This is a genomic window from Kitasatospora atroaurantiaca, assembly GCF_007828955.1.
Taxonomy (GTDB): Bacteria; Actinomycetota; Actinomycetes; order Streptomycetales; family Streptomycetaceae; genus Kitasatospora; species Kitasatospora atroaurantiaca.
Window position 1 is genome coordinate 5,661,871 of the sequence record NZ_VIVR01000001.1, and the last position, 15,655, is coordinate 5,677,525.

Annotated in this window: 15 protein-coding genes; 10 read left to right on the forward strand and 5 right to left on the reverse strand. The window is 69.8% G+C overall.

What is annotated here, in order from left to right:
- Window positions 1-85 precede the first annotated feature (85 nt).
- Window positions 86-2,185, reverse strand: a complete 2,100-nt coding sequence (gene tkt, locus FB465_RS25580) for a transketolase (protein WP_145794209.1) — start codon at window positions 2,183-2,185, stop codon at window positions 86-88.
- A 443-nt stretch (window positions 2,186-2,628) separates the two neighbouring features.
- Here tkt and FB465_RS25585 point away from each other — a divergent pair, with 443 nt between their 5' ends.
- The gene (locus tag FB465_RS25585; RefSeq protein ID WP_145794211.1) at window positions 2,629-3,570 is read left to right on the forward strand and encodes a heme o synthase; all 942 of its coding nucleotides are present in this window, start codon (window positions 2,629-2,631) and stop codon (window positions 3,568-3,570) included.
- A gap of 45 nt (window positions 3,571-3,615) precedes the next feature.
- Here FB465_RS25585 and FB465_RS25590 read toward each other — a convergent pair whose 3' ends face one another.
- Window positions 3,616-4,257, reverse strand: coding sequence for a DUF2461 domain-containing protein (locus FB465_RS25590; protein WP_145794213.1), 642 nt, complete (start codon window positions 4,255-4,257; stop codon window positions 3,616-3,618).
- An 85-nt stretch (window positions 4,258-4,342) separates the two neighbouring features.
- Between FB465_RS25590 and FB465_RS25595 the strand changes: the two genes are divergently transcribed.
- A complete protein-coding gene (locus FB465_RS25595) occupies window positions 4,343-4,681 on the forward strand; it encodes a hypothetical protein (protein ID WP_145794215.1) in 339 nt (112 codons plus the stop codon).
- A 64-nt stretch (window positions 4,682-4,745) separates the two neighbouring features.
- On the opposite strand, the gene FB465_RS25600 is transcribed toward FB465_RS25595, so the two are convergent.
- Window positions 4,746-5,711, reverse strand: coding sequence for a COX15/CtaA family protein (locus FB465_RS25600; protein WP_246192834.1), 966 nt, complete (start codon window positions 5,709-5,711; stop codon window positions 4,746-4,748).
- 167 nt (window positions 5,712-5,878) lie between these two features.
- Between FB465_RS25600 and FB465_RS25605 the strand changes: the two genes are divergently transcribed.
- Window positions 5,879-7,033, forward strand: a complete 1,155-nt coding sequence (locus tag FB465_RS25605; protein ID WP_145794218.1) for a choice-of-anchor A family protein — start codon at window positions 5,879-5,881, stop codon at window positions 7,031-7,033.
- Window positions 7,034-7,191: 158 nt separating this feature from the next.
- Window positions 7,192-7,773, forward strand: coding sequence for an LAETG motif-containing sortase-dependent surface protein (locus tag FB465_RS25610; RefSeq protein WP_145794220.1), 582 nt, complete (start codon window positions 7,192-7,194; stop codon window positions 7,771-7,773).
- 123 nt (window positions 7,774-7,896) lie between these two features.
- On the opposite strand, the gene FB465_RS25615 is transcribed toward FB465_RS25610, so the two are convergent.
- Both FB465_RS25615 and FB465_RS25620 read right to left on the reverse strand, forming a co-directional pair.
- Window positions 7,897-8,661: an ABC transporter permease gene (locus FB465_RS25615; RefSeq protein ID WP_145794221.1), complete on the reverse strand. Its 765-nt coding sequence runs from the start codon at window positions 8,659-8,661 to the stop codon at window positions 7,897-7,899.
- Window positions 8,658-9,584, reverse strand: coding sequence for an ABC transporter ATP-binding protein (locus FB465_RS25620; RefSeq protein ID WP_145794223.1), 927 nt, complete (start codon window positions 9,582-9,584; stop codon window positions 8,658-8,660). Before FB465_RS25620 ends, FB465_RS25615 begins: the two co-directional genes overlap by 4 nt.
- Window positions 9,585-9,738: 154 nt before the next feature.
- Between FB465_RS25620 and FB465_RS25625 the strand changes: the two genes are divergently transcribed.
- The 6 genes from FB465_RS25625 to FB465_RS25650 are packed head-to-tail and all read left to right on the forward strand — an operon-like array spanning window position 9,739 to window position 15,645.
- Window positions 9,739-10,599, forward strand: a complete 861-nt coding sequence (locus FB465_RS25625; RefSeq protein ID WP_211785853.1) for a helix-turn-helix transcriptional regulator — start codon at window positions 9,739-9,741, stop codon at window positions 10,597-10,599.
- Complete coding sequence (sufB, locus tag FB465_RS25630; RefSeq protein WP_145794225.1) at window positions 10,596-12,011, forward strand: Fe-S cluster assembly protein SufB; 1,416 nt, start codon at window positions 10,596-10,598, stop codon at window positions 12,009-12,011. The genes FB465_RS25625 and sufB overlap by 4 nt, the downstream gene beginning before the upstream one ends.
- 55 nt (window positions 12,012-12,066) lie before the next feature.
- Window positions 12,067-13,293, forward strand: coding sequence for a Fe-S cluster assembly protein SufD (sufD, locus tag FB465_RS25635; RefSeq protein ID WP_145794227.1), 1,227 nt, complete (start codon window positions 12,067-12,069; stop codon window positions 13,291-13,293).
- Window positions 13,293-13,610: a bifunctional 3-phenylpropionate/cinnamic acid dioxygenase ferredoxin subunit gene (locus FB465_RS25640; RefSeq protein ID WP_145794229.1), complete on the forward strand. Its 318-nt coding sequence runs from the start codon at window positions 13,293-13,295 to the stop codon at window positions 13,608-13,610. The genes sufD and FB465_RS25640 overlap by 1 nt, the downstream gene beginning before the upstream one ends.
- A 2-nt stretch (window positions 13,611-13,612) precedes the next feature.
- Window positions 13,613-14,377, forward strand: coding sequence for a Fe-S cluster assembly ATPase SufC (gene sufC, locus FB465_RS25645; protein WP_145794231.1), 765 nt, complete (start codon window positions 13,613-13,615; stop codon window positions 14,375-14,377).
- Window positions 14,378-14,379: 2 nt separating this feature from the next.
- Window positions 14,380-15,645 carry a cysteine desulfurase gene (locus FB465_RS25650; protein WP_145797588.1) on the forward strand — a complete coding sequence of 422 codons (1,266 nt, stop codon included), beginning with the start codon at window positions 14,380-14,382 and terminating at the stop codon, window positions 15,643-15,645.
- Window positions 15,646-15,655: the final 10 nt, after the last annotated feature.

Genomic DNA, 15,655 nt, shown 5'->3' on the forward strand with positions numbered 1-15,655 from the left:
TTCTTCGTCTTCTTCGTCTGTCTGTGGGGTCGTCAGACGGGGCTGCGCACCTGATATGCGGTCAGGTACGCAGCCCCCGGCGGTGTCAGCGGGAGATGGCCTCGACCGTACGCAGCGACGCGCGCGCGGCGTTGGCCACGGCGTCGGCGGTCAGGCCGAACTCCCGGAAGAGCACCTTGTAGTCGGCGGAGGCACCGAAGTGCTCCAGGCTGATGATGCGGCCGGCGTCGCCGACCAGCTCGCGCCAGCCCTGGGCGATGCCCGCCTCGACCGAGACACGGGCCCGGACGTTCGGCGGCAGCACGCTGTCGCGGTACGCCTGGTCCTGCTCGTTGAACCACTCGATGGACGGCATGGACACCACGCGGGTGGGGATGCCGTCGGCCTCCAGCTCCTCGCGCGCCTTGACCGCGAGCTGCACCTCGGAGCCGGTGCCGATCAGGATCACCTTCGGCGCGCTGTCCGAGGCCTCGGCGAGCACGTAGCCGCCCTTGGCGGTGCCCTCGGCGGGACCGAAGACCTCGCGGTCGAAGGTGGGCACGTTCTGCCGGGTGAGCGCCAGACCGACCGGGCCGGGGTGGCTGGAGTGCCGCTCGATGATGGTGTGCCAGGCGACGGCCGTCTCGTTGGCGTCGGCCGGGCGGACCATCGCCAGGCCCGGGATGGCACGCAGCGAGGCCAGGTGCTCGACCGGCTGGTGGGTCGGGCCGTCCTCGCCGAGACCGATGGAGTCGTGCGTCCACACGTAGGTGACCGGCAGCTTCATCAGGGCGGCGAGACGCACGGCGGGGCGCATGTAGTCGGCGAAGACCAGGAAGGTGCCGCCGTAGATGCGGGTGTTGCCGTGCAGCGCGATGCCGTTCATGGTCGAGCCCATGGCGTGCTCGCGGATGCCGAAGTGGATGGTCCGGCCGTAGGGGCCGGCCGACTTCAGCGGGTTGTCCGCGGGCAGGAACGAGCTGTGCTCGTCGATGGTGGTGAGGTTGGACTCCGCGAGGTCGGCCGAGCCGCCCCACAGCTCCGGGATCACCGCGCCGATCGCCTTGAGGGTGTCACCGGACGCCTTGCGGGTCGCGACGTCCTTGCCGGCCGGGAAGGACGGGATGTGCTTCTCCCAGCCGTCCGGCAGCTCGCCCGCGGTGATGCGGTCGAACTCGGCGGCGCGCTCCGGGTTGCCCTCGCGCCAGGCGTGGTACCCCTTCTCCCACTCGTGGCGGGCGGCCTTGCCGCGCTGCACGACCTTGCGCGCGTGGTTGATGACCTCGTCGGTGACCTCGAAGGTCTTCTGCGGGTCGAAGCCGAGGAGCTTCTTGGTCGCGGCGATCTCGGCCTCGCCGAGCGCGGAGCCGTGCGCCTTGGCGGTGTTCTGCGCGTCCGGCGCCGGCCAGGCGATGATCGTCCGCATCGCGATGATCGACGGGCGCGAGGTCTCGGCCTTCGCCGCGTCCAGGGCCACCGCCAGGGCGTGGACGTCGATGTCGCCGTCCGGCTTCGGCGTCACCCGCTGGACGTGCCAGCCGTACGCCTCGTACCGGGCCAGGACGTCCTCGGAGAAGGCGGTCTCGGTGTCGCCCTCGATCGAGATGTGGTTGTCGTCGTACAGCGCGACCAGGTTGCCCAGCTTCTGATGCCCCGCCAGCGAGGAGGCCTCGGCGGAGACACCCTCCTCCAGGTCGCCGTCGGAGACGATGGCCCAGATGGTGTGGTCGAAGGGGGAGGCGCCCTCGGCGGCCTCCGGGTCGAACAGGCCGCGCTCGTAGCGGGCGGCCATCGCCATGCCCACCGCGTTGGCGATGCCCTGGCCCAGCGGGCCCGTGGTGGTCTCGACGCCGGCCGTGTGGCCGTGCTCCGGGTGGCCCGGGGTGCGGCTTCCCGCGACGCGGAAGGCCTTCAGGTCGTCCAGCGACAGCCCGTAGCCCGAGAAGTAGAGCTGCGTGTAGAGCGTCAGCGAGGTGTGCCCGGGGGAGAGCACGAAGCGGTCGCGGCCGGTCCAGGCGGGGTCGGTGGGGTCGTGGCGCAGGAAGTGCTGGAAGATCAGGTACGCCGCGGGGGCCAGCGACATGGCCGTCCCGGGGTGCCCGTTGCCGACCTTCTGGACTGCGTCCATGGCCAGAACCCGGGCTGTGTCGACGGTCCGCTGATCCAGCTCGGTCCACTCGAATGCGTTCGTCGGCGTGGTGCTCACCCTGTCTCAGGGCTCCTTCCGTATTGAAGAGTGACCCCGTGAGGGACCGGGTCGGCCACGACGCTGTGGACCAGACATTTTGTTGGTGCCGGTCACGGAGGGTTGATCCCGCTTCTCTGTGCGAGCCTACCGTCCGAGCGGGCCTTCACCCTGCGTGCTGGGACAACCGGGACTTTCCAGTCACGATTCCCCAAGGCCGTGACACATGACTTGTCCTACCCTCACCCGGATCGATCGGGTCTGCCCGTCCGAGGAGCAAGACGGGGGACGGGGTGGTTTGGGCGGATTCACCCGGCGGTGTGCGGTTCCGCCTCGCCGGGGGACCCCGCGGCCGGTCGGGAGATATGGAGCGTCTAAGGTGGCGTGGTACGCGCAGCGCGGACGTGACGGCACCAAGTGGTCCCGGGGACGCCTGTGAATCTTCATCGTGAGTTGGGGTGTTCGTGACCGCCGTCGAATCCCGCCCTGCCGGGGTGGTCGGGGCGACCCCCGCGCGCCGGCCGTTCGGGGCCCGTGTCGGGGCATTCGTCGCACTGACCAAGCCTCGGATCATCGAGCTGCTGCTGATCACCACCGTCCCGGTGATGTTCCTGGCGCAGCGCGGGGTACCCGATCCGCTGCTGGTCCTCTATGTCGTCATCGGCGGCTACCTGTCGGCCGGCGGCGCCAACGCGCTCAACATGTACATCGACCGCGACATCGACGCGGTGATGTCGCGCACCGAGCGGCGCCCGCTGGTGACCGGCATGGTGTCGCCCCGCGAGGCACTGGTCTTCGGCATCTCGCTGGCGATCGGCTCGACGGTCTGGCTCTGGGCCCTGGTCAACGCGCTCGCCTCGGCACTGGCGCTGACCGCACTCCTCTTCTACGTCTTCGTCTACACCCTGGGCCTGAAGCGGCGCACCGCGCAGAACATCGTCTGGGGCGGCATCGCCGGCTGCATGCCGGTCTTCGTCGGCTGGGCCGCGGTGACCAACTCGGTCTCCTGGTCGGCGCTGGTGCTCTTCCTCGTCATCTTCTTCTGGACGCCGCCGCACTACTGGCCGCTCTCGATGAAGGTCCGCGAGGACTACGCCAAGGCCGGCGTCCCGATGCTCCCGGTGATCAAGGGCAACCTCGCGGTGGCCCGTCAGATCGTCGCCTACTCCTGGGTGATGGTGGCCGTCTCGCTGGCCCTCTGGCCGCTGGCGCACACCAGCTGGCTCTACCCCGTCTCGGCGCTGGTGCTCGGCGCGTTCTGGCTCAAGGAGGCGCACGGGCTGCACGCCCGCGCCAAGGCCGGCGTGGTGGGCGCCAAGCTCAAGGAGATGCGCCTGTTCCACTGGTCCATCACCTACCTGACGCTGCTCTTCGTGGTCATCGCGGTGGACCCGTTCGTGAAGTAGACGGCCCGCTCCGTCGAAACGCCCCCACTCCGGTGGGGGCGTTTTTCAACGTTCGGGCAGTTCGCTCGGGCCGACCCGGGCGTCCAGCCACTCCTTCAGCGGCTGCGAGGCGCGCAGGAACCCGGTGATCCGCTGGTACGCCTTCGGAGTGCCCAGCCACTCGGCGGGCTCCCACTCCTGCCAGGCGATCAGGCCCTTGTAGCGCAGCAGCTCGATCCTCGGGTGGTCCTTCGGGTAGCCGCGCGGCGCGGTCTTCAGCGCGTCCCGGCCGACCACCTCGGGCCCGGCCTTGCGCACCTTCGCGATCACCCGCTCCAGCTCGGCCCCGGTGACGTCCTCCGCGACCGCGGAGCGGAACCGCTCCAGCTGGTCCGTCGCGAGGTGGTACATGCCGTTGCCGCAGGCCAGCCCGTCCGCGGACAGCTGGATGTAGCCGCCCGCCTCCAGGAACGCGCCGATGTGCGTCTTGTACGGGGACTTGTCGGCGCTGAACCGGACGTCCCGGTTGGGCCGGAAGATCTTGCCCGGCCCGAACTCCGGCTCCAGTTTCTCCAACAGCTCCGCCATCGGCTCGCGCACCACCTGCTCGTACACGGCCTTGTGGTCGGTCCAGAACGACTTCGAGTTGTCGGCCTCCAGGTGCTCGTAGAACTCGAGCGCCTCCGCCGGCCAGCCTTGGAAGGTCACGGCCCCAGCCTAGTGATGTGCGGTGTGGTCCGCCGCACATCGCTCTCCCGTCGCCAGCTCGGCTACCGCTCGGTAGCATGCGGGCATGAGCAGCGCAGAGACCGCCACCCCCGCCGCGACGGACGCCCGTGCCGAGCGTCGCGCCAAGCGCATCGCCAAGAACATCAGCAGCTTCGCCAAGCAGCACGGCGGCACTGCCGAGGGCGTCGTCGAGTACGTCGGCCGTACCGCCACCCGCATCGTCATGGTCGGCGCGGACGGCGCCTGGGGCGACCAGGTCGCCCCGACCTACGCCGTCGGGCAGCGGGCCGCCGAGCTGGCCGGCATGAAGCTGCACGCCTCCTTCGAGGGCGAGCTCGCGCTGAGGGTCAAGACCGGTGCGTACGAGTGGAAGCGGATGGCCGGCATTCAGCTCGGCGGCTGACCGTCCCTACGACGAAGGCCCTGGCGAACCCGCCAGGGCCTTCGTCGTACTCGGGTGGTCGTCCTCAGGCGGTCTGCAGCGCCTGGGCCGGCACAGCCGGCGCCGGCTCGTCGAGCCGGACGCGCAGGGCGAGCGGGATGCGCAGGGCGGCGGCCCAGACCAGGGTGGCGCCGAGCATGTGGATGCCGACCAGCAGCTCCGGGACCTGGGTGAAGTACTGGACGAAGCCGAGCACCCCCTGCGCCAGCAGGAGGACGAACAGCTCGCGGACCCGCGCCCGCGCGGCCGGCGGGGCCTTGACGGCGGCGAAGACGAAGATCACCGCGATCACCAGGCCGACCGACAGGAACGCCAGGTCGGCGTGGACCTGGGCGAGACGGTCGTAGTCGAGCGGGATCCGGGGCACCGGCTTCCCGTCCTTGCCCGGCGCGCCCGGGTGGTGGCCGGCACCGGTCACCAGCGTCCCGGCGGCCACCAGCAGGCCGATCACCGTCACCAGGACGTACGAGAGCTGGACGATCGGCCGGCTTACCGCGAGCTGCGGCGCGCCGTCACCCTCCTTCGAGCGCTCCCACATCAGCAGCGCGACCCAGACCAGGCCCATCGCGGCGATCAGGTGCGCCGCCACGGTGTACGGGTTGAGACCGGTGAGCACCGTGATGCCGCCGAGGACGGCGTTGCTCATCACCAGCCAGAACTGCGCCCAGCCGAGCTTGGTGAGGCTCCGCCGCCACGGGACGTGGCAGCGGGCGGCGAGGATGGCCCAGCCGATCGCCGCGCTCAGCACGTAGGCGAGCATCCGGTTGGTGAACTCGATGACGCCGTGGATGCCCATCTCGGGCGTGGGCGTGACGCTCTCGCCCGTGCAGCGGGGCCAGGTGGTGCAGCCGAGGCCGGAGGCGGTGAGCCGGACGGCGCCGCCGGTGACCACGATGACCACGCTCATCACCAATGCGGCGAGCGCGGCCCGCCGGACGATCACGCCGGACGGCTGCCAGCGGTCGGCGAGGAGGGAGGAGGGGGTACGCACCCGCTCATCCTAGGTCGGCTTACAGCCGATCTTGGGGTGGGGTGGCCGCCACGGCAAAAGGGACTGTTCTCCGCAGACCGGTCATCGGTGTTGACCGGTGATCGTCGTGGCCGAAAGAGTGCGGGTTCGTCCGTGCCCGTCCCGCACCCACAGCGGAGTTCCTCCACATGCGCATATCCGTACCCGCCGCCGCCCTCGCGCTCGGCGGTTCACTTGCCCTCGGTGCGTTCGTCGCGCCGGCGGCCCACGCGACGCCGACCGGGGGGCAGTGCCAGAGCTTCGGTGTTGGCATCCGCTACGGCGAGTTCACCGAGGGCGATGACACCCACGCGGCCGACCGGACCGCCGTGAACGGAGCAGCCGCCATCGGCGGCAACGCCGACTTCGGCGGCGGCATCCGGATCGCCGGCGACGACGAGTTCCCGCCGACGCGGCAGATCGACGCACTGCCCGGCGGCAACGCCCTGGTGGTCGCAGGGAACATCAATGTCGGCACGCGTGATACCCGCGTGTCGTACGGCAACGTCGTCCACGGCGGCAGCAAGCTCGGCAGCGGGCTTCTGGAAACCAGCCACGGGAAGGTCGTGCAGGGAGCCCCGCCGGTCGACTTCGCCGCGGAGTTCGCCAACCTGCGTGCCGTCTCCACCGAGCTGGCGGCCAGGAAGCCCACCGCGAAGAGCATCTGGACCACCTACAGCGGCGACCTGAAGATGCTCACGCTGAACGGTACGGACAAGAGCCTCAACATCTTCACGATGACGGCGGAGCAGCTGAAGACCGCCGGGGCGATCGCGATCAACGCGCCGGAAGGCTCGGCGAACGTGGTCAACGTGCTCGGCGGCAGCTCTGAGCTGGCCGCAGTCTCGATCAGCGTCAGACCCATGAAGGGGACGCTCTGGAACTTCCCGACGGCCACCAAGGTGGTCAAGAACTCCCAGCTCGGCTGGCAGGGCAGTGTCCTCGCCCCGAACGCGGCCGTCGACCTGGGTAAGGGCGGGATCTACGGTTCGGTGATCGCCAAGTCGCTGACCGTCGGCGGCGGGAAGATCTACAACACCCCGTTCACCGCCTGCATCCCGGCCGCGGCGACCCTGCCGACCGGCACCCCGACCGGCACGCCGACCGGGACGCCGACGAAGACCCCGACCCCCAAGCAGAGCACCACCCCGCCGCTGGCCACCGGTACCACCACCGGAGGCGGCGACCTCGCCCTCACCGGTGCGAACGGCGTGATCCCGCTGGCGATCGGCGGCGTGGCCGTGCTCGGCGTCGGCGGCGCGATCGTGGTGGCCACCCGTCGTCGGACGGCCAAGAAGGCCTGACGCACCTTTCGATGACGAGAATGCCCCACGGCGGATCAGTTTCTATCGGCCGTGGGGCATTTCTGTCATGAGGGGTGCATGACCTTGGGGACTGTGGTGGGCTGCTGGGGTACACATTCAGCCGTTCACGGCACGGCAGTTCGGGAGGGAAGGTCGAGATGGCGCGACGGATTTCCGGTGGGTTGGTGGCCGCGGCAGCCGGGCTCGGGGTGCTGGCACCCCTGGTGCTGGCGGGTGGTGCCTCCGCGCACGTGCCGTCCTGGACCGTGACCTGCGAGAAGATCAGCGTCAAGCTGACCAGCTACGACCCGAAGTTCCAGAACTCGGTCAGCCTCACCCTGGACGGCGAGAAGCTGCTGGACCACCAGAAGTTCGGCGAGGCCTTCAGCCAGGACTTCGTCGTGAAGCCGCACACCAAGGACCTCAAGGCCGTCCTGACCGTCGTCACCGACCAGGACCCGAAGGGCGACCAGGGCTGGACGGTCACCAAGACCGCGACCATCGCCCCATGCCCGCAGACCCACTCCCCGAGCCCCAGCCCGTCCCCTTCGTCCAGCAAGCCCACGGTGAAGCCGACGACCAGCAAGCCCGTGCCGTCGCCCAGCCACACCGGCCCGGAGCTCGCCTCGACCGGCGGCGGCAGCAACACCCCGGTCATCGCCGGGATCGGGGTGGGCGTGATCGCCCTCGGCGGCGGACTCGTCCTCCTGACCCGCCGTCGGCAGTCCCGCCGCCACTAGGAGCGGGGTACCCAACAGGGGCGCGGGGAACTGCGCGCAGCGGAAGGGCACTACTCGCACTCTTCCGCCTCGCGCAGTTCCCCGCGCCCCTGTGGTCGGCCCCCTGCACACACGAGCCCCCGGTCACTCCCAGCGGAAGAAGCGCGCCGCCGCGCCCAACCCCAGTACCGCCCACACGCCCAGAATGCCCAGGTCCGACCAGGGCACCCCGGCGCCGTACTGGAGCACCGACCGCAGCCCGTCCGAGAGCGCACTGATCGGCAGCAGTTCCAGCACCGTCCGTACGCCCGACGGGAACTTGGACAGCGGGACGACCACACCGCCGGCCAGCAGCAGCAGGATGAAGACCAGGTTGGCCGCGGCCAGCGTGGCCTCCGCCCGCAGCGTGCCGGCCATCAGCAGGCCCAGGCCCGAGAAGGCGGCGGTGCCGAGCACCAACAGCGCGGCCACGGAAAGCGGGTTGCCCTGCGGTGACCAGCCGAGCGCCAGCGCGATCACCGACAGCAGGGCCACCTGCAGCACCTCGGTGACCAGGACGCACCCGGTCTTCGCGGTGAGCAGCGCCCAGCGCGGCAGCGGGCTCGCACCGAGGCGCTTGAGCACGCCGTAGCGCCGCTCGAAGCCGGTGGCGATCGCCTGCCCGGTGAAGGCGGTGGACATCACGGCCAGCGCCAGCAGGCCGGGGGCCAGGAAGTCGACCCGTTTGCCGGGGCCGTCGACCGTGACGATGTCGACCGCGCTGAAGAGGACCAGCAGGACGGTCGGGATGACCACCGTCAGCAGCAGCTGCTCGCCGTTGCGCAGCAGCATCCTGGTCTCGAAGGCGGTCTGCGCGAGCAGCATCCGGCCGACCGGCGCCGCGCCCGGAGCAGGGGCGTACGAAGTCATGAGCGGAGCTCCCGTCCGGTCAGTTCGAGGAAGACGTCTTCGAGGCTGCGGCGCTGGACCGTCAGCTTCTCCGGCATGACCCCGGCCTCCGCGCACCAGGCGGTGACGGTGGCGAGCAGCCTGGGGTCGAGCGGTGCCTCGACGCGGTAGGAGCCGGGGGCGGGTTCGGTGACCGCGGCTCCGTCCGGGAGGACCTTGCGCAGCGAGCCGAGGTCGAGTCCGGCCGGGCCGTCGAAGTGCAGGCTGCTCTCGGCGCCGCCCCGGCAGAGCTCCTCGGGGCTGCCGGTGGCGATGACCCTGCCCCGGTCGACGACGGCCACCTGGTCGGCGAGCTGTTCGGCCTCGTCCATGTGGTGGGTGGTCACCACGACGGTGACGCCGTCGCGCCTCAGGTCGCGGACCAGGTCCCAGGTGGCGCGGCGGGCCTGCGGGTCGAGGCCGGCGGTGGGTTCGTCCAGGAAGACCAGTTCGGGGCGGCCGACCACGGCCATCGCCAGGGCGAGGCGCTGCTGCTGGCCGCCGGAGAGGCGGCGGTAGGTGGTCCGGCCGCAGGAGCCGAGGCCGAGCCGCTCGACCAGCGCGTCGACGTCCAGCGGGTCGGCGTGCAGCTTGGCGGTGTGCTTGAGCATCTCGACGGCGCGCGCGCCCGCGTAGACGCCGCCGGACTGCAGCATCACGCCGACCCGGGGCCTGAGCTGCCGGGGGTCGGCGACCGGGTCGAGCCCGAGGACGCGGACCGTGCCGGCGTCGGGGCGGCGGTAGCCCTCGCAGGTCTCGATGGTGGTGGTCTTCCCGGCGCCGTTCGGGCCGAGGACGGCGGTGATCGCGCCGCGCGCGATGGTGAGGTCGAGACCGTCCACCGCGATCTTGGAGCCGTACCGCTTCACCAGCCCGGCCACTTCGACCGCGGGTTCTGTGTGCATACGGGGAGTCTAAAAGCCCGCTGCCCGGGCCCTTGACACCGGCTCGATTGATCGTTTTCCCAGCCCAGGTAAGGCTTACCTGCGTGACTGACGCCACCGCTGAGGCGTGGATCACGGGTTGTCGCATCGCGAGTAATTACGCAACACTGGTGTTGTGAAAAACATTCGCGAGCACTCAGAGCAGCCGGAGGCCGAGTCGGCCCCCGACTGTGCCGTGCCCGCGACGGCGACAGAGGTCCTGCTGGAGGGGCACAAGGCCACCCGTGACCGGGTCGCCCGTTCGATCCTCGACCACGGCCCGTCCTCCGCCGCCGACCTGGCGAGCCGCCTCGGCCTGACCGCCGCGGCTGTCCGCCGTCACCTCGACGGTCTGGCCGCCACCGGTCTGGTCGAGTCCCGTGAGCAGCGGGTCTACGGCAGCCGGGGCCGGGGCCGCCCGGCCAAGGTCTTCGCACTGACCGAGTCGGGCCGGGACGCCTTCTACCAGGAGTACGACCAGCTCGCCGCCGACGCGCTGCGCTGGATCTCCGACGCGGTGGGTGGCGGAAAGGCGGGCGAGGAGGCGGTTGCCGCCTTCGCCAGGGCCCGCTTCGCCAAGCAGGGCCGCAAGTACCTCCCCGTGCTGGACCAGGCCGAGGCCGACCAGCGCACCGAGGCACTCGCTCAGGCCCTGAGCGCCGACGGGTACGCTGCCACTGTGCGGCGGGTACCGTCCGCCGCGGCCTCCAAGGCCCCGGCCGGCGCCCAGCTCTGCCAGCACCACTGCCCGGTAGCGCACATCGCCGAGCAGTTCCCGCAGCTCTGCGAGGCGGAGACCGAGGTCTTCTCCCAGCTCCTGGGCACCCATGTGCAACGGCTGGCCACCATCGCCCACGGCGACGGGGTCTGCACGACCTATGTGCCGGCACCCGGTGCCGCATCGTCGTCCGGCGGTCGCCGGGCGCCCGATGCCGTGCCGACTGCCGGTACGTCAACCCCATCAGAACCTGCGTCCGCGCGGAGGAACCTCGCATGACTGACACCGTTTCGCACCCGGAGCTCGAGGGCCTGGGCACCTACGAGTACGGCTGGTCCGACCCCGACGCCGCCGGTTCGGTGGCCAAGCGTGGCCTCAGCGAGGACGTCGTCCGCGACATCTCGTCGAAGAAGAACGAGTCCGAGTGGATGCTGAACCTGCGTCTCAAGGGCCTGAAGCTCTTCGGTAAGAAGCCCATGCCGACCTGGGGCTCCGACCTGTCCGGCATCGACTTCGACAACATCAAGTACTTCGTGCGCTCGACGGAGAAGCAGGCCGAGTCCTGGGAGGACCTGCCCGCCGACATCAAGGCGACGTACGACAAGCTGGGCATCCCGGAGGCGGAGAAGCAGCGCCTGGTCGCCGGTGTCGCCGCGCAGTACGAGTCCGAGGTCGTCTACCACCAGATCCGTGAGGACCTGGAGGAGCAGGGCGTGATCTTCCTCGACACGGACACTGCGCTCAAGCAGCACCCGGAGATCTTCAAGGAGTACTTCGGCACCGTGATCCCGGCCGGCGACAACAAGTTCGCCGCGCTGAACACGGCCGTGTGGTCCGGCGGCTCGTTCATCTACGTGCCGAAGGGTGTCCACGTCGACATCCCGCTGCAGGCCTACTTCCGGATCAACACCGAGAACATGGGCCAGTTCGAGCGGACGCTGATCATCGTCGACGAGGACGCCTACGTCCACTACGTCGAGGGCTGCACCGCCCCGATCTACTCCTCGGACTCGCTGCACAGCGCCGTGGTCGAGATCATCGTCAAGAAGGGCGGCCGCTGCCGCTACACGACGATCCAGAACTGGTCGAACAACGTCTACAACCTGGTCACCAAGCGCGCCGTGGCGTACGAGGGCGCGACCATGGAGTGGATCGACGGCAACATCGGTTCCAAGGTCACCATGAAGTACCCGGCCGTCTACCTGATGGGCGAGCACGCCAAGGGCGAGACCCTGTCGATCGCCTTCGCGGGCGAGGGCCAGCACCAGGACGCCGGCGCCAAGATGGTGCACATGGCGCCGAACACCTCCTCCAACATCGTCTCCAAGTCGGTGGCGCGTGGCGGCGGCCGTACCTCCTACCGCGGTCTGATCGAGATCGGCGAGGGCTCCAAGGGCGCCAAGTCCAACGTGCTCTGCGACGCCCTGCTGGTGGACACCATCTCCCGCTCGGACACCTACCCGTACGTGGACGTCCGCGAGGACGACGTGTCGATGGGCCACGAGGCCACCGTCTCCAAGGTCAGCGAGGACCAGCTCTTCTACCTGATGAGCCGTGGCATGACCGAGTTCGAGGCGATGGCGATGATCGTCCGTGGCTTCGTCGAGCCGATCGCCCGCGAGCTCCCGATGGAGTACGCGCTGGAGCTGAACCGGCTGATCGAGCTGCAGATGGAGGGCTCCGTCGGCTGACGTCAGCCGTACGAAGTCCAGTCCGCAATCTTAGGAAGAGAGCACTACGACAGCCATGGCTGACGTCAACACCCCCACCGGCTCCACGACCGCCGGTTCGATCGAGGTCGGTACCGCCGGTGCCGGCGCGCAGCTGGCCGGCCCCGGTACGGGCCGCGCCACCGTGCAGCAGCCGATCGATGCCCGCGTCGCGACCAAGCCCTCGTACGACGTGAACGACTTCCCGGTGCCCACCGGCCGCGAGGAGGACTGGCGGTTCACCCCGCTGCATCGCCTCAACGGTCTGCACGACGGCACCGCCGTCGCCTCGGGCGAGGACAAGCTCGAGCTCGGCCTTCCCGACGGCGTCACCGCCGAGACCGTGGGCCGTGACGACGCGCGCCTCGGCAAGGCCGGCAAGCCGGTCGACCGGGTCGCCGCGCAGGCGTTCAGCTCCTTCGAGCAGGCGCTGGTCGTCACCGTCCCCAAGGAGACGGTGCTCACCGAGCCGGTGAAGATCGACGTGCACGGCGAGGGCGGCGTCCGCTTCGCGCACGTGGTGATCGACGTCAAGCCGTTCGCCGAGGCCGTCGTGGTGATCAACCACACCGGTGCCGGCACCCGCGCCAGCAACGTCGAGCTGCTGGTCGGCGACGGCGCGAAGCTCACCTTCGTCTCCGTCCAGGACTGGGACCGCGACGCGGTGCACACCGCGCAGCAGACCGCCCTGGTCGGCCGCGACGCCAGCTTCAAGTCCGTGGTCGTCACCTTCGGCGGCGACCTGGTCCGCATCCACCCGCGGGTCACCTACGCCGCCACGGGCGGCGAGGCCGTGCTCTACGGCCTGTACTTCGCGGACGCCGGCCAGCACCTGGAGCACCGCCTCCAGATCGACCACGACACCCCGCACTGCCGCTCCAACGTGGTCTACAAGGGCGCGCTGCAGGGCCAGGACGCGCACGCGGTCTGGGTCGGCGACGTGCTGATCCGCGCGGCCGCCGAGGGAACCGACACCTACGAGCACAACCGCAACCTGGTGCTCACCGACGGCGCCCGGGTCGACTCGATCCCGAACCTGGAGATCGAGACCGGCGAGATCGTCGGCGCCGGCCACGCCTCGGCGACCGGCCGCTTCGACGACGAGCAGCTCTTCTACCTGCAGTCCCGTGGAATCCCGGAGGAGGACGCCCGCCGCCTGGTGGTGCGCGGCTTCTTCGCCGAGCTGGTCCAGCAGATCGGCGTCCCGGAGATCCACGATCACCTCATGGAGAAGATCGAGGCCGAGCTGGAAGCGAACGTCTGATGAGCTTCTTGCGTGCCTGCGCCCTGAGCGACTTGGCGGAGGACGTCCCCAAGCGCGTGGAGCTCAACGGCGTGCCGGTGGCGCTCGTCCGCACCGAGGGCGAGGTGTACGCGATCAACGACATCTGCTCGCACGCGAACGTCTCCCTCTCCGAGGGCGAGGTCGAGGACTGCATGATCGAGTGCTGGCTGCACGGCTCCAGTTTCGACCTGCGCTCCGGAAAGCCCTCGGGACTGCCCGCCACCAAGCCGGTCCCCGTTTACCCCGTAAAGATCGAAGGGGACGATGTGCTCGTCTCCGTCAACCAGGAGTCCTGAGCATGGCAACCCTTGAAATCCGCGACCTGCACGTCTCCGTCGAGACCGAGAGCGGCCCCCGCGAGATCCTCCGCGGCGTCGACCTGACCGTGAAGCAGGGCGAGACCCACGCCATCATGGGCCCGAACGGCTCCGGCAAGTCCACCCTGGCCTACTCGCTGGCCGGTCACCCGAAGTACACCGTCACCAGCGGCTCCGTGCTGCTGGACGGCGAGGACGTGCTGGCCCTGTCCGTCGACGAGCGCGCCCGCGCCGGTGTCTTCCTCGCCATGCAGTACCCGGTCGAGGTCCCCGGTGTCTCGGTCTCCAACTTCCTGCGCACCGCGGCCACCGCCGTGCGTGGCGAGGCCCCCAAGCTGCGGCTGTGGGTCAAGGAGGTCAAGGAGGCCATGGCGGCTCTCCACATGGACCCGGCCTTCGCCGAGCGCAACGTCAACGAGGGCTTCTCCGGCGGCGAGAAGAAGCGCCACGAGATCCTCCAGCTGGAGCTGCTCAAGCCGAAGATCGCGATCCTCGACGAGACCGACTCCGGCCTGGACGTCGACGCCCTGCGTCAGGTCTCCGAGGGCATCAACCGGGTCGCCTCGACCGGTGAGGTGGGCACCCTGCTGGTCACCCACTACACCCGCATCCTGAAGTACATCAAGCCTGACTACGTCCACGTCTTCTCGGCCGGTCGCATCGTCGAGTCCGGCGGCGCCGAGCTCGCCGACAAGCTGGAGAACGAGGGCTACGCGTCTTACGTGAAGGGCGGCGCTTCCGAGTGACACTGCATCCCGGCTCGGCGCTCGCCGGGCTCCTCGACACCGACGCGATCCGTAAGGACTTCCCCGTCCTGCAGCGCGTGCTGCACGACGGCAAGCCCCTGATCTACCTGGACAACGCGGCGACCTCGCAGAAGCCCCGTCAGGTGCTCGACGCCCTGAACGCGTACTACGAGCGGCACAACGCCAACGTGCACCGCGGTGTGCACGTGCTGGCCGAGGAGGCCACGGCGCTGTACGAGGGCGCCCGCGACAAGGTCGCGGCGTTCATCAACGCGCCGAGCCGGGACGAGGTGATCTTCACCAAGAACGCCTCGGAGTCGCTCAACCTGGTCGCCAACATGCTCGGCTGGGCCGACGAGCCGTACCGCGTGGACGCGGACGCGGAGATCGTCATCACCGAGATGGAGCACCACTCCAACATCGTCCCGTGGCAGCTGCTCTCGCAGCGCACCGGCGCGAAGCTGAAGTGGTTCGGCCTGACCGACGACGGCCGGCTGGATCTCTCGAACATCAACGAGCTGATCACCGAGAAGACGAAGATCGTCTCCTTCACGCTGGTCTCGAACCTGATGGGCACGATCAACCCGGTCGAGGCGATCGTCCGGCGCGCGCAGGACGTCGGCGCCCTGGTGCTGATCGACGCCTCGCAGGCCGCCCCGCACATGGTGCTGGACGTCCAGGCGCTGGAGGCCGACTTCGTCGCCTTCACCGGTCACAAGATGCTGGCCCCGACCGGCATCGGCGTGCTCTGGGGCCGCCAGGAGCTGCTGGAGGACCTCCCGCCGTTCCTCGGCGGCGGCGAGATGATCGAGACCGTCACGATGGGCTCGTCCACCTACGCCCCGGCGCCGCACAAGTTCGAGGCGGGCACCCCGCCGATCGCCCAGGCGGTCGGTCTCGGTGCGGCCATCGACTACCTGTCGAACATCGGCATGGAGAAGATCGCGGCCCACGAGCACGCGATCACCGAGTACGCGGTCGAGCGCCTCCTCGAGGTCCCGGACCTGCGGATCATCGGCCCGCGTACGGCCGTGGACCGCGGCGCCGCGATCTCCTTCGTGCTCGGCGACATCCACCCGCACGACGTGGGCCAGGTGCTGGACGAGCAGGGCATCGCCGTGCGCGTCGGCCACCACTGCGCGCGGCCGGTCTGCCTCCGCTACGGAATTCCTGCGACCACGCGGGCGTCGTTCTATCTGTACTCGACGCCGGGTGAGGTCGACGCTCTGATCGACGGCCTGCACCACGTCCGCAACTTCTTCGGCTGAGGGGTGGCCG

Coding starts and splice junctions, on each gene's coding strand:
- FB465_RS25595 (WP_145794215.1), top strand. CDS start 4,343: ATGAGCAGCGCAGAGACCGCCACCCCCGCCGCGACGGACGCCCGTGCC.
- FB465_RS25605 (WP_145794218.1), top strand. CDS start 5,879: ATGCGCATATCCGTACCCGCCGCCGCCCTCGCGCTCGGCGGTTCACTT.
- FB465_RS25610 (WP_145794220.1), top strand. CDS start 7,192: ATGGCGCGACGGATTTCCGGTGGGTTGGTGGCCGCGGCAGCCGGGCTC.
- FB465_RS25615 (WP_145794221.1), bottom strand. CDS start 8,661: ATGACTTCGTACGCCCCTGCTCCGGGCGCGGCGCCGGTCGGCCGGATG.
- FB465_RS25620 (WP_145794223.1), bottom strand. CDS start 9,584: ATGCACACAGAACCCGCGGTCGAAGTGGCCGGGCTGGTGAAGCGGTAC.
- sufB (WP_145794225.1), top strand. CDS start 10,596: ATGACTGACACCGTTTCGCACCCGGAGCTCGAGGGCCTGGGCACCTAC.
- sufD (WP_145794227.1), top strand. CDS start 12,067: ATGGCTGACGTCAACACCCCCACCGGCTCCACGACCGCCGGTTCGATC.
- FB465_RS25640 (WP_145794229.1), top strand. CDS start 13,293: ATGAGCTTCTTGCGTGCCTGCGCCCTGAGCGACTTGGCGGAGGACGTC.
- sufC (WP_145794231.1), top strand. CDS start 13,613: ATGGCAACCCTTGAAATCCGCGACCTGCACGTCTCCGTCGAGACCGAG.